Origin of the sequence: Pseudomonas sp. A-B-19, from assembly GCF_019947515.1 — a bacterium.
In the GTDB taxonomy this organism is placed as follows: Bacteria; Pseudomonadota; Gammaproteobacteria; order Pseudomonadales; family Pseudomonadaceae; genus Aquipseudomonas.
This window is the reverse complement of sequence record NZ_JAGYGN010000002.1, coordinates 162,903-187,612: the sequence shown is the minus strand read 5'-3', so window position 1 is coordinate 187,612 and position 24,710 is coordinate 162,903. Positions and strand designations below refer to the sequence as shown.

Annotated in this window: 18 protein-coding genes; 16 read left to right on the top strand and 2 right to left on the bottom strand. The window is 60.4% G+C overall.

Annotation, left to right across the window (positions count from 1 at the left end; genetic code table 11):
• Window positions 1-74 precede the first annotated feature (74 nt).
• The 3 genes from rpmE to KGA81_RS02965 all read left to right on the top strand — a co-directional run bounded on the left by rpmE (window position 75) and on the right by KGA81_RS02965 (window position 2,569).
• Window positions 75-293: a 50S ribosomal protein L31 gene (rpmE, locus tag KGA81_RS02975; RefSeq protein WP_007975586.1), complete on the top strand. Its 219-nt coding sequence runs from the start codon at window positions 75-77 to the stop codon at window positions 291-293.
• A gap of 35 nt (window positions 294-328) precedes the next feature.
• Window positions 329-1,117, top strand: coding sequence for a thermonuclease family protein (locus KGA81_RS02970; protein ID WP_223544511.1), 789 nt, complete (start codon window positions 329-331; stop codon window positions 1,115-1,117).
• 183 nt (window positions 1,118-1,300) lie between these two features.
• Window positions 1,301-2,569 carry a malic enzyme-like NAD(P)-binding protein gene (locus KGA81_RS02965; protein ID WP_223544510.1) on the top strand — a complete coding sequence of 423 codons (1,269 nt, stop codon included), beginning with the start codon at window positions 1,301-1,303 and terminating at the stop codon, window positions 2,567-2,569.
• 274 nt (window positions 2,570-2,843) lie between these two features.
• Here KGA81_RS02965 and KGA81_RS02960 read toward each other — a convergent pair whose 3' ends face one another.
• Window positions 2,844-5,285 (bottom strand): penicillin-binding protein 1A, encoded by a 2,442-nt coding sequence (locus tag KGA81_RS02960; RefSeq protein ID WP_411736536.1) that lies wholly within the window; start codon window positions 5,283-5,285, stop codon window positions 2,844-2,846.
• A gap of 217 nt (window positions 5,286-5,502) precedes the next feature.
• Between KGA81_RS02960 and KGA81_RS02955 the strand changes: the two genes are divergently transcribed.
• The 11 genes from KGA81_RS02955 to hemE all read left to right on the top strand — a co-directional run bounded on the left by KGA81_RS02955 (window position 5,503) and on the right by hemE (window position 21,320).
• Window positions 5,503-6,567: a pilus assembly protein PilM gene (locus tag KGA81_RS02955; protein ID WP_223544508.1), complete on the top strand. Its 1,065-nt coding sequence runs from the start codon at window positions 5,503-5,505 to the stop codon at window positions 6,565-6,567.
• Window positions 6,567-7,133, top strand: a complete 567-nt coding sequence (locus KGA81_RS02950; RefSeq protein ID WP_223544507.1) for a PilN domain-containing protein — start codon at window positions 6,567-6,569, stop codon at window positions 7,131-7,133. The genes KGA81_RS02955 and KGA81_RS02950 overlap by 1 nt, the downstream gene beginning before the upstream one ends.
• Complete coding sequence (pilO, locus tag KGA81_RS02945; protein ID WP_223544506.1) at window positions 7,130-7,753, top strand: type 4a pilus biogenesis protein PilO; 624 nt, start codon at window positions 7,130-7,132, stop codon at window positions 7,751-7,753. Before KGA81_RS02950 ends, pilO begins: the two co-directional genes overlap by 4 nt.
• The gene (locus KGA81_RS02940; RefSeq protein WP_223544505.1) at window positions 7,750-8,277 is read left to right on the top strand and encodes a pilus assembly protein PilP; all 528 of its coding nucleotides are present in this window, start codon (window positions 7,750-7,752) and stop codon (window positions 8,275-8,277) included. Before pilO ends, KGA81_RS02940 begins: the two co-directional genes overlap by 4 nt.
• Window positions 8,278-8,290: 13 nt before the next feature.
• Window positions 8,291-10,372 (top strand): type IV pilus secretin PilQ, encoded by a 2,082-nt coding sequence (pilQ, locus tag KGA81_RS02935; protein WP_223544504.1) that lies wholly within the window; start codon window positions 8,291-8,293, stop codon window positions 10,370-10,372.
• Window positions 10,373-10,376: 4 nt separating this feature from the next.
• Window positions 10,377-10,895, top strand: coding sequence for a shikimate kinase AroK (aroK, locus tag KGA81_RS02930; RefSeq protein WP_015093141.1), 519 nt, complete (start codon window positions 10,377-10,379; stop codon window positions 10,893-10,895).
• Between the two features lie 150 nt (window positions 10,896-11,045).
• Window positions 11,046-12,146: a 3-dehydroquinate synthase gene (gene aroB, locus KGA81_RS02925; protein WP_108216247.1), complete on the top strand. Its 1,101-nt coding sequence runs from the start codon at window positions 11,046-11,048 to the stop codon at window positions 12,144-12,146.
• A gap of 10 nt (window positions 12,147-12,156) precedes the next feature.
• A complete protein-coding gene (locus KGA81_RS02920) occupies window positions 12,157-13,752 on the top strand; it encodes an AAA family ATPase (RefSeq protein WP_223544503.1) in 1,596 nt (531 codons plus the stop codon).
• 350 nt (window positions 13,753-14,102) lie between these two features.
• On the top strand, window positions 14,103-18,548 hold the full coding sequence (gltB, locus tag KGA81_RS02915; protein ID WP_223544502.1) for a glutamate synthase large subunit: 4,446 nt from the start codon (window positions 14,103-14,105) through the stop codon (window positions 18,546-18,548).
• A gap of 32 nt (window positions 18,549-18,580) precedes the next feature.
• Entirely contained in the window at window positions 18,581-19,999 is a 1,419-nt protein-coding gene (locus KGA81_RS02910; protein ID WP_223544501.1) for an FAD-dependent oxidoreductase, read from the top strand.
• A 253-nt stretch (window positions 20,000-20,252) separates the two neighbouring features.
• Entirely contained in the window at window positions 20,253-21,320 is a 1,068-nt protein-coding gene (hemE, locus tag KGA81_RS02905; protein ID WP_223544500.1) for a uroporphyrinogen decarboxylase, read from the top strand.
• A gap of 155 nt (window positions 21,321-21,475) precedes the next feature.
• Here hemE and KGA81_RS02900 read toward each other — a convergent pair whose 3' ends face one another.
• Window positions 21,476-22,750, bottom strand: a complete 1,275-nt coding sequence (locus KGA81_RS02900; protein WP_223544499.1) for an MFS transporter — start codon at window positions 22,748-22,750, stop codon at window positions 21,476-21,478.
• A 118-nt stretch (window positions 22,751-22,868) separates the two neighbouring features.
• On the opposite strand from KGA81_RS02900, the gene KGA81_RS02895 reads away from it, so the two are divergent.
• Window positions 22,869-23,771: a LysR family transcriptional regulator gene (locus KGA81_RS02895; protein ID WP_223544498.1), complete on the top strand. Its 903-nt coding sequence runs from the start codon at window positions 22,869-22,871 to the stop codon at window positions 23,769-23,771.
• A gap of 537 nt (window positions 23,772-24,308) precedes the next feature.
• The gene (locus KGA81_RS02890; protein ID WP_223544497.1) at window positions 24,309-24,575 is read left to right on the top strand and encodes a DUF6124 family protein; all 267 of its coding nucleotides are present in this window, start codon (window positions 24,309-24,311) and stop codon (window positions 24,573-24,575) included.
• Window positions 24,576-24,710 lie beyond the last annotated feature (135 nt).

Below are 24,710 nucleotides of genomic sequence, written 5' to 3'. Positions count from 1 at the left end.
GAATCCGCGGCCTAATTACGTGCGGTATTCAACAATAGTGTTGGGTGGCGGCACGCTAGCCTGAGGAAGACACCATGAAAGCTGATATCCATCCAGAATACCCGGCAGTTGCTGTTACCTGCAGCTGCGGCAACAAGTTCGAAACCCGTTCGACCTTCGGCAAAGCCCTGGCGATCGACGTTTGCAACGAATGCCACCCGTTCTACACCGGTAAGCAGAAGACTCTGGACACCGGTGGTCGCGTACAGAAGTTCGCCGACCGTTTCGGTGCTTTCGGCGCGAAAAAGGCCTAAGGCCGATCAACTTGGGAAGCCGCTACGGTTTTTCCATGCTGATGAAGAAGGCGTCCCTTGCGGGCGCCTTTTTTATGTCCGCGATTTGGCTGTCTGGCGCCCAGGCCTTTTGCCCGGCGCCAGGCGGCCTGACGCCCGTCGCGGTGCAGCGGGTAGTGGACGGCGACACCTTGCGCCTGAGCGATGGCCGCAGCGTGCGCATGATCGGCTTGAACACGCCGGAGCTGGGCAAGCAGGGCCGTTCCGATGAACCGTTCGCCGTGGCCGCGCGCAAACGCCTCGAAGCCCTGGTGGCGGCGAGTGACGGGCGGGTCGGATTGGTGCCTGGCAAAGAAAGCAAGGACCATTACGGCCGTACCCTGGCCCATGTCTACGGTGCCAATGGCGCCAACCTCGAAGCGCAGATGCTCGCCGAAGGCCTGGGTTTTCTGGTGGCGGTGGCACCGAATGTCGATCTGGTCGCCTGTCAGCAAGCGGCCGAGCGCAGTGCGCGTAAGGCCGGGCTCGGGTTGTGGCGCCAGTCACCTGTACTGAAAGCGGAGCAGATCAGCGCCTCCGGTTTTGCCGTGCTCAGCGGTCGTGTGAGCAAAGTGCAGCGCAATCGCGGCGGAGTTTGGATCGAGCTGCAGGATTCGGTTGTATTACGCGTTGCGCCCAATCTGCTGACGCGTTTCGATGTGAGCTCACTGGAAAGCCTCAAGGGCAAGCAGGTCGAGGCGCGCGGCTGGGTGCTGGATCGCTCGCGCAAAGGCGGTCTCAAGGATGGCCAGGCGCGCTGGATGTTGCCCTTGACCGATCCGGCGATGCTGCAAGCGGAACAGTGATAAAAAATTGTAGACATTTTTTCTTATGATTGTGAACAGTCTGACCCTTGTGTACCGTGGCTCTTGGCCCAAAGTCGTAGGACCGGGCGCTTGACAGGGGTGACCAGTCAGTCTTGTGGGGACTTTGCGAGGGGCGTATCCTCGCTGACCAGTCTGTCCAACAGTAAAAAGCGGAATGCCAAAATGTCTGATCTGAAAACTGCCGCTCTCGAATATCACGCCAATCCTCGTCCAGGGAAGCTGAGTGTCGAGCTCACCAAGGCCACTGCTACCGCTCGCGACCTGTCGCTGGCGTACAGCCCGGGCGTAGCCGAACCAGTGCGCGAGATCGCCCGCGATCCTGAACTGGCCTACAAGTACACCGGCAAAGGCAACCTGGTTGCAGTCATTTCCGATGGCACCGCGATTCTCGGCCTGGGTAACCTCGGCCCATTGGCTTCCAAGCCAGTGATGGAAGGTAAAGGCGTGCTGTTCAAGCGCTTCGCCGGCATCGATGTTTTCGACATCGAAGTCGACTCCGAAAGCCCGCAAGCCTTCATCGACACCGTCAAGCGCATCTCCATCACCTTCGGTGGCATCAACCTGGAAGACATCAAGGCGCCCGAGTGCTTTGAAATCGAACGCGCTCTGATCGAGCAGTGCGATATCCCGGTATTCCACGATGACCAGCACGGCACCGCTATCGTGACCGCCGCTGGCATGATCAACGCTCTGGAAATTGCTGGCAAAACCCTGCCGGACGCCAAGATCGTCTGCCTGGGTGCCGGCGCTGCCGCCATCTCCTGCATGAAGTTGCTGGTGAGCATGGGTGCCAACATCGAAAACATCTACATGGTCGACCGTACCGGCGTGATCCACTCCGGCCGTGACGACCTGAACCAGTACAAGGCGGTGTTCGCTCACGCGACCGACAAGCGCACCCTGGCTGACGCCCTGCAAGGCGCTGACGTGTTCGTAGGCCTGTCCGGCCCGAACCTGCTGAGCGCTGAAGGCCTGCTGTCGATGGCGCCTAACCCGATCGTGTTCGCCTGCTCCAACCCTGATCCGGAAATCGCCCCGGAACTGGCGCACGCCACCCGTAACGACGTGATCATGGCCACCGGTCGTTCCGACTACCCGAACCAGGTCAACAACGTACTGGGCTTCCCGTTCATCTTCCGTGGTGCCCTGGACGTTCGCGCCAAGCGTATCAACGAAGAAATGAAAGTGGCTGCAGCCAACGCCCTGCGTGAACTGGCCAAGCTGCCGGTACCTCAGGAAGTGTGCGACGCCTACGGTGGCATCAAGCTGGAATTCGGTCGTGAGTACATCATTCCCAAGCCAATGGATGCCCGCCTGATCACCCTGATCTCCGATGCCGTGGCTAAAGCCGCCATCGAAACCGGTGTGGCGACCCTGCCGTATCCGAAGAACTACCCGCTCAAAAGCGTGGATGATGTGTTCAACGGCTAAGCCGTTGTAGCGCTTCAACGAAAGCCCCGGCTTGTGAGAGTCGGGGCTTTTTTGTGCCTGAAGGTTTTGCGTTGGCTGTGGGGGCCTCTTCGCTGGCAAGCCAGCTCCTACAAGAACTGCGTGGACCTGTAGGAGCTGGCTTGCCAGCGAAGAGGTCGGGTCAGGCGACACAAAAATCGATGCGCAATAAAAAGGTTCTTCACGGAATCCCGTGAAGAACCAATAAAAAGCCCCGCACTTCTTTCGAAGGCGGGGCTATTCAGTATTGCGGCAATCAGAACAAGTCGATCGGCGCCGCTTCATCCGCCGGCAGCGGGCTGCCTGGCACTGAGCCGTTGCCCAGTTCGTTGACTGACGGTGGCGTATCTTCGGCCTTGAACAGCTCGAAGTAGGCCCCTGGCGTGCCCGGGGTGGCTGCGCGGCCACTGACCGGATCGACTCGCAGGCTGAGGATGCCTTCCGGCTCCGGCTGCGTATGCGGCGGTTTGCCTTTGAGTGCGGGGCCCATGTAGTTCATCCAGATCGGCAGCGCGACGGTGCCGCCGAATTCCTTGCGGCCCAGGCTTTCCGGTTGATCGAAACCGGTCCACACGGTCGTCACGTAATCGGCGTTGTAACCGGAGAACCAGGCATCCTTGGATTCGTTGGTCGTACCGGTCTTGCCGGCAATGTCCGGGCGGCCCAGGGCCAGTGCGCGGCGACCGGTGCCGAGCTTGATCACGTCCTCAAGCATGCTGTTGAGGATGTACGTGGTGCGCCCGTCAATGATGCGTTCAGCCGCTGCGGGTGCTTGTGGCGTCGACGTAGTGCCTGGGGCTTCGCCCACCGTTGCGTTGACCGTGAAGGCTTGAGCGGCGGTTGGCGCGGCAATGCCATCGCTGGCTGCGCCACCCAGAGGCACGCTTGGTGGGTTGGCGACGAACAGTGTGTCGCCGTTGCGGCTTTCGATCTTGTCGATGATGTACGGGGTGATCTTGTAGCCGCCGTTGGCGAAGGCGCTCCAGCCGGTGGCGATTTCCATCGGTGTCAGGGTCGCGGTGCCCAGCGCCAGGGACAGGTTGGGTGGCAGGTCCTGTTTGTTGAAGCCGAAGCGCGTGATGTAGTCGATGGTCTTGCCTACGCCCATCGCTTGCAGCAAGCGGATCGACACCAGGTTGCGCGACTTGTACAGCGCTTCGCGCAGGCGAATCGGGCCGAGGAAGGTATTGGTGTCGTTCTTCGGACGCCAGACCTTGTCCAGGTACTCGTCGACGAACACGATCGGTGCGTCGTTCACCAGGCTGGAGGCGGTGTAGCCGCTATCCAGCGCGGCGGCGTAGACGAACGGCTTGAAGCTCGAACCCGGCTGGCGCTTGGCCTGCAATGCACGGTTGTAGTTGCTCTGCTCGAAGGCGAAACCACCGACCAGCGAACGAATGGCGCCGTTATGCGGGTCCAGGGACACCAGCGCGCCCTGGGCCTGCGGGATCTGGCTGAACTTCAGCGAATTGTCCGGCTGACGCTGCACGCGAATCAGATCGCCCACTTGAGCCACGTCCGAAGGCTGCTTGGGATTGGCGCCCATGCTGTTGGTATTGAGGAACGGTCGGGCCCATTTCATGGTGTCCCAGCTCACGTGTTCCTGGCCAGTGCGGGTCAGCACCTGCAGGCCGTTCTTGTCGACCAGGGTCACGATGGCCGGTTCCAGGCCGCTGATGGTGCGTTGTTTGGTCAGCTCGGTGGCCCAGGCTTCGCGAGTCTTGCCCGGCAGCCGCGACTCGGGTCCGCGATAGCCGTGGCGCTGATCGTAGGTCATCAGGCCTTCGTGGACCGCGGTGTTGGCCAGTTCCTGGAGGTCGCTCGGCACCGTGGTGGTAACGCGGAAGCCTTCGGTATACGCGTCGCTGCCATAACGCCCAACCATTTCGGCACGGGCCATTTCGGCGATGTACGGGGCGTTCACTTCCGGGGTCGGCACGTGATAGCTGGCGTTCAACGGCTCGTTGACCGCAGCGGTGTAGTCGGCCTCGCTGATTTTCCCGAGCTTGTACATGCGCCCCAGGATCCAGTCGCGACGCTCTTTGCTGCGCGCCGGGTTGGCCAGCGGGTTGAAGCGCGACGGTGCCTTGGGCAGGCCGGCGATCATCGCCATCTGCGCCAGGCTGACATCACGGATCGACTTGCCGTAATAGACCTGCGCCGCCGCCTCGATGCCGTAAGCACGGTTACCCAGATAGATTTTGTTGACGTACAGCTCGAGGATCTCGTCTTTGGTCAGCTGCCGTTCGATCTGCAGGGCCAGCAGGATCTCGGTGGTCTTGCGCGAGAAGCTGCGTTCACTGCTCAGGAAGAAGTTCTTCGCCACCTGCATGGTGATCGTGCTGCCGCCGGACTGGATGTGTCCGCTTTTGACCAGCTGGGTCGCGGCACGCATCAGGCTGCTCGGATCGACGCCGTAGTGGTTGGCGAAATTGTCGTCTTCAGCACTTAGTAACGCATTGATGAAATTGGGGGGAATGTCGGCGAAACGGATCGGTGTACGGCGCATTTCGCCGAATTCTGCGATCAACTTGTTATCGCTGCTGTAGACCCGCAAAGGGATCTGCAACTGGATGCTTCTCAGTGCCTCCACGGACGGCAGCCCGGGACTAAGGTAAAGGTACGCCCCGCTCAGACCCAGAAGGAGTCCGCAGAAAACCGCGACGATGGACCAACCGAAAAACTTCAGCAGACGAATCAAGGCTTTTGGATATCCAGGGCAAAAAATGAATTGGGCAACAGGGTTCAGGCTAAATGAGAACGACCTGCGCTTGAGCAAATGCGGAAAAAAACGCTGACCATTATAAGCATTTTTCTGCTTGGGAGCGTGGTGGGCGCTGCTGTCAAGACGGGTGGATTGAACGCAATTGACATTGCAGAGTCCGTAACTCACGGAAAGTCATAGGGAATTGGTAGTGCCAGGACTCTTCAGCAAAAAATCCAATACGCTGCTGGGAATCGATATCAGCTCCACCTCGGTGAAGCTTCTGGAGTTGAGCCGTCAGGGCGAGCGCTTCCGGGTCGAAGCCTATGCGGTCGAGCCGTTGCCGGTCGGCGCGGTGATCGAAAAGAACATCGCTGAACTCGAAAGCGTGGGGTTGGCCCTCACTCGCGTGCTGGTCAGGGCCAGAACCGGCCTCAAGAACGTGGCCGTGGCCGTGGCAGGGTCGGCGGTGATCACCAAGACTATCGAGATGGATGCCGGTCTTTCCGAGGACGAGATGGAAAGCCAGCTGAAGATCGAGGCTGATCAATACATTCCATATCCCCTGGATGAAGTTGCGATCGACTTTGAAGTCCAGGGCGCCTCTGAGCGCAATTCCGATCGCGTCAATGTGCTGCTCGCCGCGTGCCGCAAGGAAAACGTCGAAGTCCGCGAGGCAGCCCTGGCCCTGGCGGGGCTTACCGCCCGCGTGGTCGATGTCGAGGCCTACGCGCTGGAGCGCTCATTCGCGTTGCTGGCCAGTCGGCTAGCCGTTTGCGGGGAGCCTTTGACGGTCGCAGTGGTGGATATCGGTGCCACCATGACCACCCTGAGCGTGTTGCACAGCGGGCGGATTATCTACACCCGCGAACAGTTGTTCGGCGGTCGGCAATTGACCGAGCAAATCCAGCGTCGCTATGGCCTGACACTCGAGCAGGCGGCGCTGGCGCAAAAGAAGGGCGGCCTGCCGGATGACTATGCCAGTGAGGTCTTGCAGCCATTTCGAGAGGCGCTGGTGCAGCAGGTGTCGCGCTCGTTGCAATTCTTCTTCGCCTCAGGCCCGAACAAAGCCGTCAACCATGTCCTGTTGGCCGGCGGTACCGCGTCGATCCCGGGGCTGGACCGTTTGATCGAGCAACAATCGGGCACGCCGACCCAGGTTGCGAATCCTTTTTTCGACATGACGCTGGGCAGCAAGGTCAACGGCGCTGCTCTGGCGAGTGATGCCCCGGCGTTGATGATCGCCTGTGGTCTGGCCCTCAGGAGCTTCGATTGATGGCACGGATCAACCTTTTACCTTGGCGCGAGGAGCGGCGTGAAGCCCGCCGCAAGCGCTTGCTGCTGATCCTGGTGGCCGTGATGGTGGGCACGATGGGCGCGGTGCTGGTCGCGAACCAGGCCATCAGCGGCGCCATCGACCGGCAAGTCGCCCGTAACGACTACATCGGCAAGCAAGTCGCCGTGGTCGATGAGCGGATCAAACAGATCAATGATCTCAAGGCGCGCCGTCAGCAACTGGTCGAGCGCATGGGCATCATCCAGGACCTGCAAGGCAACCGCCAAACCAGCGGGCGAATATTTGACCAGTTGGCGCGAGCACTGCCCGAGGGCGTGTATTTCACCGAAGTGAAAATGACCGCAAAGACCTTGTCCATCACCGGCGCTGCGCAATCCAACAACCGTGTTTCAGACTTGATGCGCAACCTTGAGGCATCAGACTGGTTCGATGCGCCGAGCCTGACCGAAGTCAAGGCCACAGCTGCCGGTCAGGTGGAACAGGCCAACGTCTTCCAGTTGACCGTTCGCCAGACTCGACCCGCAGCGCCGGAGGGGGGCAAATGAGTCCATCGGAATGGTTCGAAGGGCTGCGCAAGATCGACATCAATGAGCTGGATACCGGCAACATGGGTTCCTGGCCGCCGCCGATCAAGTTTCTGATGGCCGGCTTGCTCATGCTTCTGGTGCTGGCCCTGGGCTACAACTTTTCCACTCGCGACCTTGTGAGCCAGCTCGAACTCAATCGCGAGGAGGAGTCGACACTCAAGCAACAGTTCGCCGACAAAGCCCGCGTAGTGGCGAATCTGGATCTCTACACCCGGCAGCTCAAGGAGATGGAGAGCGCCTTCGGCGTGCTGTTGCGGCAACTGCCCGGCGACACCGAAGTGCCCGGTTTGCTGGAAGACATCACTCGTACCGGTCTGGGTAGTGGTCTGGAGTTCGAAGAGATCAAGCTGCTGCCGGAGGTCGCCCAGCCGTTCTACATCGAACTGCCGATCCAGATCACGGTCACCGGGGATTACCACGACTTGGCCGCCTTCGTCAGTGATGTGTCCGGGTTGCCGCGAATCGTCACCTTGCACGATTTCGACCTTGCCCCCGTCAGCCCCCAGAGTGGTCCGAAACTGCGCTTGAGCATCCTCGCCAAGACCTACCGCTACAACGACAAGGGACAGCATCAATGAGGCCGGCGCAGTGTTTTTCGGTAGTGGTGGTGCTGTCTGCTCTGTCCGGTTGCGGTGCAGGCGATGACTACGACGATCTGGATGCATACATGAACGAAATGCGCCTGCGCGGGCCGGGCAGGATTGAACCAGCGCCGGTATTCCGGTCTTCCCCGGCATTCACTTACAACGCGGCGAATCTGCGCAGCCCGTTTTCGCCGCAGATCAGCACTGATCTGGCGGCCCGGCGTCGGGGTTCACGTCACGTCAAGCCCGACCCGGGGCGGGTCAAGCAATACCTTGAAGGTTTCAACATCGAGCAGTTTGAAATGGTCGGCACCCTTTCCAATGCGACGGGCTCCTATGCCTTGCTGCGCGGGGCGGGTGGGGTCCATCGGTTGAAAGTCGGCGATTACCTGGGGCGTAACGACGGACGGATCGTTGCGATCAATGGCTCGCAGGTCGAAGTGGTTGAAATTGTCCCTGATGGTCAGGGCGCGTGGCTGGAGCGTCCCCGGACCATTCCTTTGAAAGAGCACTCATAGTGGAACTCGAATAATGAACAGGATTTTCGCAACCGTCGGCCTTTCGCTATGGATAGCGTTGTTGTCGCCGATGGTGCAAGCAGCCAATCTCAAGGCGCTGGATGTCGCTGCGTTACCGGGAGACCGTGTCGAATTGAAATTGTCTTTCGATGAGCCGCCCCCGGTGCCCCACGGCTATACGACGGAGTCGCCGGCCCGGATTGCCCTGGATTTGCCGGGAGTCGCCAGTCAGCTGGCCAGCAAGACTCGCGATCTCGGCAGTGGAAATGCCCGTAGTGCTACGGTGATGCAAACCCGGGACCGTACGCGATTGATCATCAACCTGACTCAGTTGGCCCCCTACGACTCGCGAATTGAAGGCAATAATTTGCTGGTAGTTGTCGGGCAGGGTGTCAAACTGCCGACAGCCAGGCCGACAGCCAGGCCGACGGCCACGGCAATGCCGGTTCCGGCAAGAGCCACCGCGACGGCAGGCAAGGCCATTCGGGGTGTGGATTTTCAGCGAGGCACCCAGGGCGAGGGCAATGTGGTGATCGACCTGTCGGATCCATCGATGGCGCCCGACATACAAGAGCGTGAGGGCAAGATCATCGTTGGCTTTGCCAAAACCCGATTGCCTGAGCCGTTGCGCGTGCGTCTGGATGTGAAGGATTTCGCCACGCCAGTGCAATTCGTCAATGCCAGTGCCAGCGGCGACCGAGCGACCATCAGCATTGAGCCTGGTGGCAGGTTCGATTACTCGACCTATCAGACGGACAGCAAACTCACGGTCAGCGTTCGTCCGGCGACGGTCGACGACCTGCAAAAACGCAATGCCGGACCACAGGCCTACAGCGGCGAGAAGCTTTCGCTGAATTTCCAGGACATCGATGTGCGCTCGGTGCTGCAACTGATCGCCGATTTCACCAACCTCAATCTGGTGGCCAGCGACACGGTTCAGGGGGGGATTACCCTGCGCTTGCAGAACGTGCCGTGGGACCAGGCGCTGGATCTGGTGCTGAAAACCAAGGGGCTGGACAAGCGCAAGGTCGGCAATGTCCTGCTTGTTGCGCCGGCCGATGAAATTGCTGCCCGTGAGCGCCAGGAGCTCGAATCCCAGAAGCAGATTGCCGATCTGGCGCCGTTGCGTCGGGAGTTGTTGCAGGTCAATTACGCCAAGGCGGCGGACATCGCCAAGCTCTTCCAGTCGGTGACCAGCGCCGAAGCGAAACCCGACGAGCGGGGGTCGATCACCGTCGATGAGCGCACCAACAACATCATTGCCTACCAGACCCAGGACCGGCTGGACGAGCTGCGCAGGATCGTCACGCAACTGGATATCCCGGTGCGTCAGGTGATGATCGAGGCGCGCATTGTCGAAGCCAATGTCGACTATGACAAAAGCCTCGGGGTTCGTTGGGGTGGTTCGATACAGAACAAGGGCAACTGGAACACCTCTGGCGTCAGTAATGGACTCAATGGATCATCGACCATCGGCACACCCGGCAGTACCAGCACCAACTCACCGTTCGTCGACATGGGCGTAGTCAACAACACCTCGGGCATCGGCATCGCGTTCATCACCGATAACGTCTTGCTGGACCTGGAGCTGACGGCCATGGAGAAAACCGGCAACGGGGAAATCGTCTCGCAACCCAAGGTGGTCACGTCCGACAAGGAAACCGCAAAAATCCTCAAGGGCACCGAGATTCCCTATCAGGAAGCCAGTTCCAGTGGCGCGACGTCGGTATCGTTCAAGGAGGCATCGCTGTCGCTGGAGGTGACGCCGCAGATCACGCCCGACAACCGGATCATCATGGAGGTCAAGGTGACCAAGGACGAGCCGGACTTCCTGAACAAGGTCCAGGATGTGCCGCCCATCAAGAAAAACGAAGTCAACGCCAAGGTCCTGGTCAACGATGGCGAGACCATCGTCATTGGCGGTGTTTTCTCAAATACTCAGAGCAAGGTCGTAGATAAGGTGCCATTTCTTGGCGATGTGCCGTATCTTGGCCGCCTTTTCCGGCGTGATGTGGTTTCGGAGAAAAAATCCGAGCTGTTGGTATTCCTCACTCCGCGTATCATGAATAACCAGGCGATTGCTGTGAGTCATTGATTCTGTGCGAAATTTGATTCTTGTTGGACCGATGGGCGCTGGAAAAAGCACCATCGGCCGGTTGCTGGCCAAAGAGCTGCGCCTGCCATTCAAAGATTCCGATAAGGAAATTGAATTGCGCACGGGCGCCAATATTCCTTGGATCTTCGATAAAGAAGGCGAACCGGGCTTTCGTGATCGCGAGCAGGCAATGATTGCCGAACTGTGCGATTACGACGGTGTGGTGCTGGCGACAGGCGGGGGCGCGGTCATGCGTGAAGCCAATCGCCGGGCACTGCATGCCGGTGGGCGCGTGGTTTATCTGCATGCGTCGGTCGAGCAGCAGGTCGGTCGCACGGCCCGCGACCGCAATCGGCCACTGTTGCGTACTGCCGATCCGGCCAAGACCCTTCGGGATCTGTTGGCGATCCGCGATCCGCTTTATCGGGAAATTGCCGACCTGGTGGTCGAAACCGATGAGCGACCGCCACGAATGGTCGTACTCGACATTCTAGAGCGCTTGCAGCAGCTGCCACCCCGTTAAAGCGCCGCGCGAAATGCGCTATCCTCAGCGTCGCGCCATGATCGCTCAAGGTTGTGGCGGATGGCTTGCAAACGGCGTCACACCAGCAGAGGCCGTGGATATTCGTAAACTCAGGGCAGGATGCCTGATTCATCTTCACTGTGGGGACACATGCAGACACTCAAGGTCGATCTAGGCGAGCGCAGCTACCCGATTCATATTGGCGAAGGTTTGTTGGATCAGCCTGAGCTGCTGGCCCCGCACATTCGCGGACGGCAAGTAGCGATCATTACCAACGAGACTGTTGCGCCGCTCTATCTCGAGCGTCTGACCCGCAGCCTGGCGCAGTTCTCGGTGATTTCCGTGGTGCTGCCCGACGGCGAGGCCTTCAAGACCTGGGAAACCCTGCAACTGATTTTCGACGGTCTGCTGACCGCCCGGCATGACCGCCGCACTACCGTGATCGCCCTCGGTGGCGGTGTGATCGGCGACATGGCCGGCTTTGCCGCTGCCTGCTACCAGCGCGGCGTCGATTTCATTCAGGTTCCGACCACGCTGTTGTCGCAAGTCGACTCTTCGGTGGGCGGCAAGACCGGGATCAACCATCCGCTGGGCAAGAACATGGTCGGCGCCTTCTATCAGCCGAACGTGGTGCTGATCGATACCGCCAGCCTCAATACCCTGCCGGCGCGCGAGCTGTCCGCCGGATTGGCCGAAGTCATCAAGTACGGGCTGATCTGCGATGAGCCGTTCCTGACCTGGCTCGAAGACAATGTCGACCGTTTGCGCAATCTGGATCAGCAAGCCCTGACTTATGCCATCGAGCGCTCCTGCGCGGCCAAGGCTGCGGTGGTCGGTGCCGATGAGAAAGAGACCGGTGTTCGTGCCACGTTGAACCTGGGCCATACTTTTGGCCACGCGATTGAAACCCACATGGGCTATGGTGTGTGGCTACATGGTGAAGCTGTGGCTGCTGGCACCGTAATGGCGCTGGAAATGTCCGCGCGACTGGGCTGGATCAGCGAGCAGGAGCGAGATCGTGGCATTCGTCTGTTCCAGCGCGCCGGGTTGCCGGTCGTACCGCCAGAAGAGATGACAGAAGCCGATTTCCTCGAACACATGTCCATTGATAAAAAAGTGATCGACGGTCGTTTGCGCCTGGTGCTGCTGCGCCACATGGGTGAAGCGGTGGTGACCGACGATTATCCAAAAGAGGTTCTACAGGCCACGCTGGGGGCAGACTACCGCGCCCTGGCCCAGCTTAAAGGTTAATAAGAACACGATGACTAGTTTGCATGCCGACGAGGCTTTCCTCGGCCATTACCAGTTGAGTCATGACCCTTTTGCTCCTCGGGTGCCTGGCTTCAAATTTTTCCCGGCCCAGCGCAAACCCGTGCTGGGGCAACTGCATCACCTGGCGCGTTACAGCCAGTTGCTGCTGGTGGTCACCGGTCCCGAGGGCAGTGGCAAGACCCTGTTGCGTCAGGCCCTGGTTGCCAGCACCAATAAGCAATCGGTACAAAGTCTGGTGGTTTCTGCCCGCGGCGCCGGCGATGCAGCCGGGGTGTTGCGTCAGGTGGCCCAGGCGCTGAACGTTGCCCAGGCTGATGCCGACGCTATTCTGGCTCAGGTGGTGCAGCTTGCACTGACCGGGCAGGAAGTCTATCTGCTGGTCGATGACGCCGAACACCTCGATGAGTCCGCCCTTGAGGCGCTGATGATCCTGGCTGCCGGCGCACCTGAAGGCCGCCCGCATGTGTTCCTGTTCGGTGAAACTTCGCTGATCGCTCAGCTTGAGGCTTTGCATCTCGAGGAAGAACGTTTCCATGTCATCGAGCTGCAACCCTATACCGAGGAAGAAACCCGCGAATATCTCGAGCAGCGGCTCGAAGGCGCTGGTCGCGGTATCGAACTTTTCACCGCAGATCAGATCTCTGATATTCACGAAAGCTCCGAAGGCTGGCCTGGCAGCATCAATCAGGTCGCCCGCGATGCAATGATCGAAGCCATGATCGCCAGCCGCTCAGCGGTCAAGCGTCCAAAAATGGGGTTCAATATGCCGAAGAAACACGTATTGGCGATTTCCGCCGTGGTCGTGGTTGCGGTAGCTGCCGCCTGGTTGATGCCGGGTCGCAACAAGGCACCGACCACGGGTGCACCGGCCAATGAGCAGGCGCAACTGCCGCTTGGCCAGGGTCAGCCCACAGCGAATGGTGGCGCTCCGGCCGTCGAATTCGCCGGTAATACGCAGCCGATGCCGTTGCCGTTGGTCGGTAACTCGCAGCCGGTCATGCGCGGTCCGCTGGCTGAAGCCGCAGGCGGCATCACCGAAGGCGACGATGGCGTGCCGGTCGAAGGTTCCAGCGCTACGCCGCCGACCGTCACCACTACCGCACCGCCTGTGGGTGTTCCTGCCGGCCCTGCGCCGACGCCAGCCGCCAAGCCGACGCCTGCGCCGACTCAGGTCGCCACCGCCAAGCCAGCGCCTGCGCCAGTGGCCAAACCTGCTCCAGCACCAGCCAAGCCAGTCGTTGCTGCTGCAGCCAAGCCGGCAGAGAAGCCGGCTCCGGCCCCAGCGGCCAAGGCGGCTGGCGGTACCTGGTACGCAGGGCAAGCACCGGGCAACTACGTGGTGCAGATCCTCGGCACCAGCTCCGAAGCGAGCGCGCAAAGCTTCGTCAAGGAGCAGGGCGGCGAGTACCGTTACTTCAAGAAAGTCCTCAACGGCAAGCCGCTCTACGTGATCACCTACGGCAACTTCGCCAATCGTGATGCAGCTGTTTCCGCCATCAAGGCCTTGCCAGCGAAGGTTCAGGCTGGTAAACCTTGGCCTCGCACTGTCGCCAGCGTCCAACAGGAACTGGCAACAACTCGCTGAAGATTCGGCGGCCTTACCCAGGCCGCCCCTCCAAGCACCTCAAAATTTCTACAAGTGCGCGCCGCCTTCCGGGCTGCGTGCCTTGTGGTGTCTGCGTCATAGTAGCTTTTGAGTCGTAGCGGTCAAAATTAAAAAAAGTTTTGACTAGCACAGCAGATCGCTTTAAACCTTTCACAAATGCGACATGAATTTGCGACAGTTCGTCGTCAAATTTGTGAGGCCAAGTGTCGGTGTGTACAATGACCTCCCTTTTGTTTCCGCAAAGCTGGCGTGCGTTCGGCGCGGATGGCAAGTGGTTGAATTGAAAAGAAATTTGCCTCGATCAGAGGCAGCCTGGTGAGAAAGTGTCTATGAAAGCAGGTCTGTACCAACCAGATGAATTCAAGGATAACTGCGGTTTCGGCCTGATAGCCCATATGCAGGGCGAGCCCAGTCATACCCTTTTGCAAACGGCCATCGAGGCCCTGACCTGCATGACCCACCGCGGTGGGATTAATGCCGACGGCAAGACCGGTGACGGTTGCGGTCTGCTGATTCAAAAGCCGGACGTGTTCCTGCGAGCCATCGCCCAGGAAACCTTCGGCGTCGAAATGCCCAGGCAATACGCTGTGGGCATGGTTTTCTTCAACCAGGACCCGGTCAAAGCCCAAGCCGCTCGCGAGAACATGAACCGCGAGATCCTGGCCGCCGGCCTGCAACTGGTCGGCTGGCGCAAAGTGCCGATCGACACCAGCGTCCTCGGCCGCCTGGCCCTTGAGCGCCTGCCGCAGATCGAGCAAGTGTTCATCGGCGGTGAAGGCCTGAGCGATCAGGACATGGCCGTCAAGCTGTTCACCTCCCGTCGTCGCTCGTCCGTGGCCAACGCCGCTGACACCGACCACTACGTCTGCAGCTTTTCGCACAAGACCATCATTTACAAAGGCCTGATGATGCCGGCGGACTTGACTGCCTTCTATCCGGACCTGAGCGACAAGCGCCTGCAAACCTCGATTTGCGTGTTCCACCAGCGCTTCTCCACCAACACCCTGCCGAAATGGCCGCTGGCCCAACCGTTCCGCTTCCTGGCGCACAACGGCGAGATCAACACCATCACCGGCAACCGCAACTGGGCCGTGGCCCGTCGCACCAAGTTCAGCAACGATCTGATGGACCTGGAAGAACTCGGCCCACTGGTCAACCGCGTCGGTTCCGACTCCTCGAGCATGGACAACATGCTTGAGCTGATGGTCACCGGTGGCATCGACCTGTTCCGTGGCGTGCGGATGATCATTCCGCCGGCGTGGCAGAACGTCGAGACCATGGACCCGGACCTGCGTGCGTTCTACGAATACAACTCGATGCACATGGAGCCGTGGGACGGCCCGGCCGGCGTGGTAATGACCGACGGTCGTTACGCGGTGTGCCTGCTCGACCGTAACGGTCTGCGTCCGGCGCGTTGGGTCACCACCAAGAACGGTTTCATTACCCTGGCGTCCGAAATCGGTGTCTGGAACTACCAGCCTGAAGACGTGATCGCCAAGGGCCGTGTGGGCCCGGGCCAGATCTTTGCCGTGGACACCGAAACCGGTCAGATCCTCGATACCGATGCGATCGACAACCGCCTCAAGTCCCGTCATCCGTACAAGCAATGGCTGCGCAAGAATGCCCTGCGCATCCAGGCGACCATGGAAGACAACGACCATGGTTCGGCGTTCTACGACGTCGATCAGCTCAAGCAATACATGAAGATGTACCAGGTCACGTTCGAAGAGCGCGACCAGGTGCTGCGTCCACTGGGTGAACAGGGCTACGAAGCCGTGGGCTCGATGGGCGACGATACGCCGATGGCCGTGCTTTCCCAGCGCGTGCGCACGCCGTACGACTATTTCCGCCAGCAGTTCGCCCAGGTGACCAACCCGCCGATCGATCCGCTGCGTGAAGCCATCGTCATGTCGCTGGAAATCTGCCTCGGTGCCGAGCGCAACATTTTCCAGGAGTCGCCGGAACACGCTTCGCGCGTGATCCTCAGCTCGCCGGTCATTTCCCCGGCCAAGTGGCGCTCGCTGATGAACCTCGATCGTCCGGGTTTCGAACGCGCGATCATCGACCTCAATTACGACGAAAGCGTCGGACTCGAAGCTGCGATCCGCAATGTTGCCGATCAGGCTGAAGAAGCCGTGCGCTCCGGTCGTACCCAGGTCGTTCTGAGTGACCGTCACATCGCCCCGGGCAAGTTGCCGATCCACGCATCCCTGGCTACCGGCGCGGTGCACCACCGCCTGACCGAAAAGGGCCTGCGTTGCGACTCCAACATCCTGGTGGAAACCGCCACCGCCCGCGATCCGCATCACTTCGCCGTGTTGATCGGTTTCGGCGCTTCTGCCGTCTATCCGTTCCTGGCCTACGAAGTGCTCGGCGACCTGATCCGTACCGGTGAAGTGCTGGGCGACCTCTATGAGGTGTTCAAGAACTACCGTAAAGGCATCACCAAGGGCTTGCTCAAGATCCTGTCGAAGATGGGCATCTCGACCATCACTTCGTACCGCGGTGCGCAGTTGTTCGAGGCCATCGGCCTGTCCGAGGAAGTCTGCAACCTGAGCTTCCGTGGCGTGCCGAGCCGCATCAAGGGTGCGCGTTTCGTCGACATCGAAGCCGAACAGAAAGCCCTGGCCACCGAAGCCTGGAGCCCGCGCAAGCCGATCCAGCAAGGCGGTTTGCTGAAGTTCGTCCACGGTGGCGAATATCACGCGTACAACCCGGACGTGGTCAGCACCCTGCAAGCCGCTGTGCAGCAGGGCGACTACAGCAAGTTCAAGGAATACACGTCGCTGGTGGACAACCGCCCGGTGTCGATGATCCGCGACCTGCTGAAAGTCAAAACCCTCGACACTCCATTGGATATGAGTGAAATCGAGCCGCTGGAATCGGTGCTCAAGCGCTTCGACTCCGCCGGTATCTCGCTGGGCGCCCTGTCGCCGGAAGCTCACGAAGCCCTGGCCGAAGCCATGAACCGCCTCGGTGCGCGTTCCAACTCCGGCGAAGGCGGCGAAGACCCGGCGCGCTATGGCACCATCAAGAGCTCGAAAATCAAGCAGGTGGCCACCGGCCGTTTCGGTGTGACCCCGGAATACCTGGTCAACGCCGAAGTGCTGCAGATCAAGGTCGCCCAAGGCGCCAAGCCGGGCGAAGGTGGTCAGTTGCCGGGTGGCAAGGTCAACGGTCTGATCGCCAAGCTGCGTTATGCAGTGCCGGGCGTGACCCTGATTTCGCCGCCGCCGCACCACGACATCTACTCGATCGAAGACTTGTCGCAGCTGATTTTCGACCTGAAACAAGTCAACCCGCAGGCGCTGGTTTCGGTGAAGCTGGTAGCCGAGGCGGGCGTCGGCACCATCGCCGCCGGCGTGGCCAAGGCCTATGCGGACCTGATCACCATCTCCGGCTACGACGGAGGTACCGGTGCATCGCCACTGACCTCAATCAAGTACGCGGGTGCGCCGTGGGAACTCGGCCTGGCCGAAACCCACCAGACCCTGCGCGGCAATGACCTGCGCGGCAAAGTGCGGGTACAGACCGACGGCGGCCTGAAAACCGGCCTCGACGTGATCAAGGCCGCGATTCTCGGCGCTGAAAGCTTCGGTTTCGGTACTGCGCCAATGATCGCCCTGGGCTGCAAATACCTGCGCATCTGCCACCTGAACAACTGCGCCACCGGCGTCGCGACCCAGAACGAGAAGCTGCGCAAGGATCACTACATCGGTACCGTCGACATGGTGGTGAACTTCTTCACCTACGTCGCTACCGAGACCCGTGAGTGGCTGGCCAAGCTGGGCGTGCGTTCCCTCGAAGAGCTGATCGGCCGTACCGATCTGCTGGAAGTCCTCGAAGGCCAGACCGCCAAGCAGCATCACCTGGACCTGACCCCGTTGCTGGGCAGCGACCACGTGCCGGCGGACAAGCCGCAGTTCTGTGGCGTAGACCGCAACCCGCCGTTCGACAAGGGCCTGCTGGCCGAGAAAATGGTCACCATGGCCACCTCGGCGATCAATGACCTGAGCGGTGCCGAGTTCGACCTGGAAATCTGCAACTGCGACCGTTCCATCGGTGCACGCATCTCTGGCGAAATCGCGCGCAAGCACGGCAACCAGGGCATGGCCAACGCGCCGATCACGTTCCGCTTCAAAGGCACGGCCGGGCAGAGTTTCGGCGTGTGGAACGCTGGCGGCCTGAACATGTACCTGGAAGGCGACGCCAACGACTACGTCGGCAAGGGCATGACCGGCGGCAAGCTGGTGATCGTGCCGCCCAAGGGCAGCGTCTACCGCACCCAGGACAGTGCCATCATCGGCAACACCTGCCTGTACGGCGCCACCGGCGGCAAGCTGTTCGCCGCCGGCACCGCGGGCGAGCGTTTCGCCGTGCGTAACTCCGGTGCCCACACGGTCGTGGAAGGCACTGGCGATCACTGCTGCGAGTACATGACCGGTGGTTTCGTCTGTGTATTGGGCAAGACCGGTTACAACTTCGGCTCTGGCATGACCGGCGGTTTCGCCTACGTGCTCGACCAGGACAACAGCTTCGTTGACCGGGTCAACCACGAACTGGTGGAAATCCAGCGGATCAGCGGCGAGGCGATGGAGGCCTATCGCAGCCACCTGCAAAACGTGCTGAACGAGTACGTCGCGGAAACCGACAGCGAGTGGGGTCGTGAACTCGCCGAAAACCTCGATGACTACTTGCGCCGTTTCTGGCTGGTCAAGCCCAAGGCTGCCAACCTGAAGTCGTTGCTTTCCAGCACCCGTGCCAATCCGCAGTGATATGCGCCTGAAGAGTTTGATGAGGTTTTAAAATGGCTGAACGTCTGAATAATGACTTCCAGTTCATCGAGGTCGGGCGCAAGGATCCGAAGAAGAAACTGTTGCGTCAACGCAAGAAAGAGTTCGTGGAAATCTACGAACCCTTCAAACCCCAGCAGTCGGCCGAGCAGGCCCACCGCTGCCTGGGTTGCGGTAACCCGTATTGCGAATGGAAGTGCCCAGTGCACAACTTCATTCCCAACTGGCTGAAACTGGTGGCCGAGGGCAACATCCTCCAGGCCGCCGAGCTGTCGCACCAGACCAACACCCTGCCGGAAGTCTGCGGCCGGGTGTGCCCGCAGGACCGTCTGTGCGAGGGTGCCTGCACCCTCAACGACGGCTTCGGCGCGGTGACCATCGGTTCGGTGGAGAAGTACATCACCGATACCGCGTTCGCCATGGGTTGGCGCCCGGACATGTCCAAGGTCAAGCCGACCGGCAAGCGTGTCGCGATCATCGGTGCCGGGCCTGCGGGCCTGGGCTGCGCTGACGTACTGGTGCGCGGTGGCGTGACCCCGGTGGTGTTCGACAAGAACCCGGAAATCGGCGGCCTGCTGACCTTCGGCATCCCCGAGTTCAAGCTGGAAAAGACCGTGCTGAGCAATCGCCGCGAAGTCTTCACTGGCATGGGTATCGAGTTCCGCCTGAACACCGAGGTGGGCAAGGACGTGACCATGGAGCAACTGCTCGAGGAATACGATGCGGTATTCATGGGCATGGGCACCTACACCTACATGAAGGGCGGCTTTGCCGGGGAAGACTTGCCGGGCGTGTACGACGCGCTGGACTTCCTGATCGCCAACGTCAACCGCAACCTGGGCTTTGAAAAGTCGCCGGAAGATTTCGTCGACATGAAAGGCAAGAAGGTCGTGGTCCTGGGCGGCGGCGACACGGCGATGGACTGCAACCGGACCTCGATTCGTCAGGGCGCCAAGGCGGTGACCTGTGCTTATCGTCGTGACGAAGCGAACATGCCAGGCTCGCGCAAAGAGGTGAAGAACGCCAAGGAAGAAGGCGTGAAATTCCTCTACAACCGCCAGCCGATCGCTATCGTCGGCGAAGACAGGGTCGAAGGCGTGAAGGTGGTCGAGACCCGTCTCGGCGAACCGGACGCCCGTGGCCGTCGCAGCCCAGAGCCGATCCCGGGTTCCGAAGAGATCATCCCGGCCGACGCCGTGGTCATTGCCTTCGGTTTCCGCCCGAGCCCGGCGCCATGGTTCGAGCAGTTCAGCATCCAGACCGACAGCCAGGGCCGCGTAGTGGCGCCGGAACAAGGTCAGTACAAGCACCAGACCAGCAACCCGAAAATCTTCGCCGGTGGTGACATGGTGCGCGGTTCGGACCTTGTGGTGACTGCGATCTTCGAAGGCCGTACTGCCGCCGAAGGGATCCTGGATTACCTGGGCGTGTAACTGCCGATCCAGAGCCAAATGCAATACCCCTGTGGGAGCGAGCTTGCTCGCGATAGCGGTGGATCAGTCGACAGAAATGTTGAATGTGACGCCGCCATCGCGAGCGAGCTCGCTCCCACAGTTGTTTCGCGGTGTTGCTAAACTCTGTATTTCATTGCGACAAATTGACCCGATAGACAAAAGCCTCCGCTCTTGCCGTGCCTTTTGCGCCCGGCTCTGAGAAAATGCCCTCACTTTTTTTCCGGATGCCGACATGACTGCCCTGAAGAACGACCGTTTCCTGCGCGCCCTGCTCAAGCAACCCGTAGACGTCACCCCTGTGTGGATGATGCGTCAGGCCGGTCGCTACCTGCCTGAATACCGCGCCAGCCGTGCCAAGGCCGGCGACTTCATGAGCCTGTGCATGAACCCGGCGTTCGCTTGCGAAGTCACGATGCAGCCGCTCGACCGTTATCCACAGCTGGATGCGGCGATCCTCTTTTCCGACATCCTGACCATCCCCGATGCCATGGGCCAGGGCCTGTACTTCGAAACCGGTGAAGGTCCGCGCTTCAGGAAAGTCGTCAGCACCCTGGCCGATATCGAAGCCCTGCCGATTCCTGACCCACAGAAAGACCTGGGCTACGTGATGGACGCGGTCAGCACCATCCGCCGTGAACTGAACGGCCGCGTGCCGCTGATCGGTTTCTCTGGCAGCCCGTGGACCCTGGCGACCTACATGGTCGAAGGCGGCTCGTCGAAAGACTTCCGCAAGACCAAGGCCATGCTCTACGACAACCCGCAAGCCATGCACCTGCTGCTCGATAAACTCGCGCAGTCGGTCACCAGCTACCTCAACGGCCAGATCATGGCCGGTGCACAAGCCGTGCAGATCTTCGACACCTGGGGCGGCAACCTGTCGGCGGCGGCGTACCAGGAGTTCTCCCTGGCCTACATGCGCAAAATCGTCAGCGGCCTGATCCGCGAGCACGAAGGCCGCAAGGTGCCGGTTATCCTGTTCACCAAGAATGGCGGCCTGTGGCTGGAGAGCATCGCCGACGCCGGAGCTGATGCACTGGGCCTGGACTGGACCTGCGATATTGGTGAAGCCCGTCAACGCGTCGGCAACAAAGTCGCCCTGCAAGGCAACATGGACCCGACCGTGCTCTACGCCAAGCCGGAAGCCATCCGCGCTGAAGTCGGCCGGATCCTCGCCAGCTACGGCAAGGGCAGCGGCCACGTGTTCAACCTCGGCCATGGCATCACGCCGGAAGTCGACCCGGAGCACGCTGGCGCGTTCCTGCGTGCCGTGCATGAATTGTCGGCGCAGTATCACGAGTGATCGGCACCCAATAAAAAACGCCCGGTATATGCCGGGCGTTTTTGTATCTCGGTAATCTTCTGTAGGAGCGAGCTTGCTCGCGATGGTCGTTAACGATAACGCGTATTTACTGGCTAAACACGGCGCTCTTGAGTCCATCGCGAGCAAGCTCGCTCCTACAGGGGGTGGTTGTCCAATGGCGGCAACTTCGCCAGTTTCAACGCCACAAACAGCGCAATCACCAGCAGCGTGCCGATGAACAACCCGATCCCGTTCCAGCCCCCCAGGTGCCAGAACACGCCACCCGCCGTACCGGCGATGCTTCCCCCGGCGTAGTAGCTGAACAGGTACAAGGACGATGCCTGCCCCTTGGCCCTTGTAGCGCGGCGGCCGATCCAGCTGCTGGCCACCGAATGGGCGCCGAAAAAGCCGAAAGTGAACACCAGCATGCCAATGATCACCAGCGGCAGCGGCGTGAACATCGTCAGGGCGAGACCTGCGATCATCAGCGCGATGGTGCTCCAGAGCACTTTGCGGCGGCCGAGTCTGTCGGCCAGCGAACCGATTTTTGCCGAGCTGTAGATGCCCGAGAGGTACACCACCGACAGCAACCCGACGTAGGCCTGTTCCATGTGGTACGGCGCGGCTAGCAGGCGATAGCCGATGTAGTTGAACAGCGTGACGAACGCGCCCATCAATACAAAGGCTTCGAGGAACAGCAGCGGCAGGCCGGCGTCGCGAAAGTGCATGGTGAAGCCGTCGAGCAGGCTGCGCGGGTGCAGCGAGCGGGCACGGAAGTTGCGCGATTCCGGGAGGATTTTCCAGAACACCGCCGCCGCAATCAGCGCCAGGCCACCGATCACCAGCATCGCCGTGTGCCAGCTGACGAAGTCGATCAAAACCCCGGTGATCAAACGCCCGCTCATACCGCCAATCGCATTGCCGCTGATGTACAAACCCATGGCGAGGCCGATGTGCTGCGGATGAATCTCTTCGCTCAAGTAAGTCATTGCAACCGCTGCCAGACCGCTCAACGACAATCCAATCAGCGCACGCATCAGCAGCACACCATGCCAGCTCGGCATCATCGCACTGGCCATGGTGCACAACGCAGCGGCCAGCAGTGCGGCCACCATCACCGGTTTACGCCCGATACGATCGGAAATCGGGCCAGTGATCAGCAGGCCGATGGCAAGCATGCCGGTGGCGATCGACAGGATCAGGCTGCTCTGCGCCGCGTTGATGGAATACTCGTGGGACAGCAGCGGCATCATCGGCTGCACGCAGTAGAGCAGGGCGAACGTCGCGAAGCCGCCGCAGAACAACGCCAGCACCGTGCGCATGAACGCCGGGGTGCCTTTTTCGATGTAGATCTGCGCCACCTCGGCGGCGATCGTGTCCGGCGCTGCAGGAGGGACTTCATGGGCGAGTGGCGCGACAGCAGTTTTCACGTTGGACCTCGGAGGACGCAGCCGGTCAGGCAATGAAAAAAGCATATAGCTGGCTAATGATTCAATCCAATATATTGTTCGACCTGTTTGATAGCTTTAACGACCTAATGGGGTTTCCATGGAATTGCGTCACCTGCGCTACTTCATCGCCGTCGCCGAAGAACTGCACTTCGGCCGCGCCGCACAGGTGCTGGGCATCTCCCAACCGCCGCTGAGCCAGCAGATTCAAGCGCTGGAACAGGAAGTCGGCGCACGCCTGTTCGAGCGTACCAATCGTCGGGTCGAGCTGAGCGAAGCCGGTCGGCTGTTCCTCGAAGAGGCGCGGCTGGTGCTGGCGCAGGTCGACAAGGCTGCGGATGTTGCGCGACGGGCGCAACTGGGCGAGTTGGGCGAGCTGAAAATCGGCTTCACCTCGTCGGCACCGTTCAACTCGACCATTCCCCAGGCGATTTTCTCTTTCCGTCAACGCTTCCCGGCAGTGCACCTGAACCTTCGGGAAATGAGCAGCACCCAAGTAGCCGATGCGCTGGTGGACGAGTCGATTGAAGTCGGCATCATGCGCCCGCTCGGGCTGCCGGACTGCCTCAGCGTGGTCGAGCTGATGCGCGAGCCGCTGGTCGCGGTGCTCAGCTCCAAACACCCGTTGATCGAGGGCAGCGAGGAGGGCTTGTTTCTGTCGGCCCTGGCGCTTGAGCCCTTTGTGTTTTTTCCGCGCAGCTATGGCAGCGGCCTGTATGCGCAGTTGCTCAGCCTGGCCCGGGACTCCGGCTTCAGTCCGCATTTTGCACAAGAGGCTGGCGAGGCGATGACCATCATTGGGCTGGTAGCGGCGGGGCTTGGTGTGTCGGTGCTGCCAGCGTCTTATCAGCGGATGCGCATCGACGGTGTGGTCTATCGGCCGCTGCTGGATCCGGCGGCGGTGTCGGCGGTGTGGCTGGTGCAGCGCAAGGATCAGAAGTCGGCGATGGCGCGGGCGTTTGTGGAGTTGTTGACCAGGAAGGTTGAGCCGTTAGAGGTGTGACTGCTGCGTCCGAACGCGGCCTGAGTCAATCGCGAGCAAGCTCGCTCCCACAGGTTTCAGCGGTGTGATCACGATTTTGGAAGCGCCGGGAAACCCTGTGGGAGCGAGCTTGCTCGCGATGGCGTCCGAGAGAACACCAAAAAGACCAGCTGTATGGCGCAAGAAGTATCAGTCCTGCCGGAAGCTTCACCACCCGCCGTGGGACATTTCCGAAATCCCGCGCAAAGGCTACAGCGCCTTGCGACGTTGCCTGCAACTACTTCAGAATCCGCCGGCTTGTGCGCTTTGAGGGCCGCCGGTAGCTTGATCGGGTCACTGATTGTCAGTGATCGGGTTTAGTAGCCCGAGGTTGTTCGAAGCGCATTTGCGCTCCTGATAGGCAGGTATTTTCTATACCTGCCCTTGATGGCAGCTATGCGCAGGGCGCCTTCGGGCGCGCCGGTTTCGAATGGCCCCGGTCTACTAACCTGCGTACAGCTGCCACCCTTTTGATTCATAGCGACTCGGTGTCGGCTCCACTTTCCTGGGCACTGAATCATGACCAATAAAGCAAAAAACCGGTCGGACACCGATCCGGATACCACACGCCAACCCAGCAAAATCTTCCTCGTCGCTCCTGAAGTCGACAACCACACTCTGCTGGAGTACGCCTGTGTGTCACTGGCATCAGCCAATACCATGGCGAGCGACTTCGCGAGGAATCTGAACGGAGCACAAGGCAACACCCTGCTGGGCATTCAGCAGTCGATCATGTTGGGGGAAATGGCGGTGAATCGGGTGTTGGATAACCTCGAGTCGCGCTAGTGAAAGTGAATCACTGGTAATTGATCGTTCCCGAAAGGGGCTTGTGAGACTCTGAGGGTCCTGGGCAACCAGCCATCGCAGAGCCAGACAGGTCGATGCTGAGTCGACCTGTTTGAGAAAAACCTATTGTGGCGA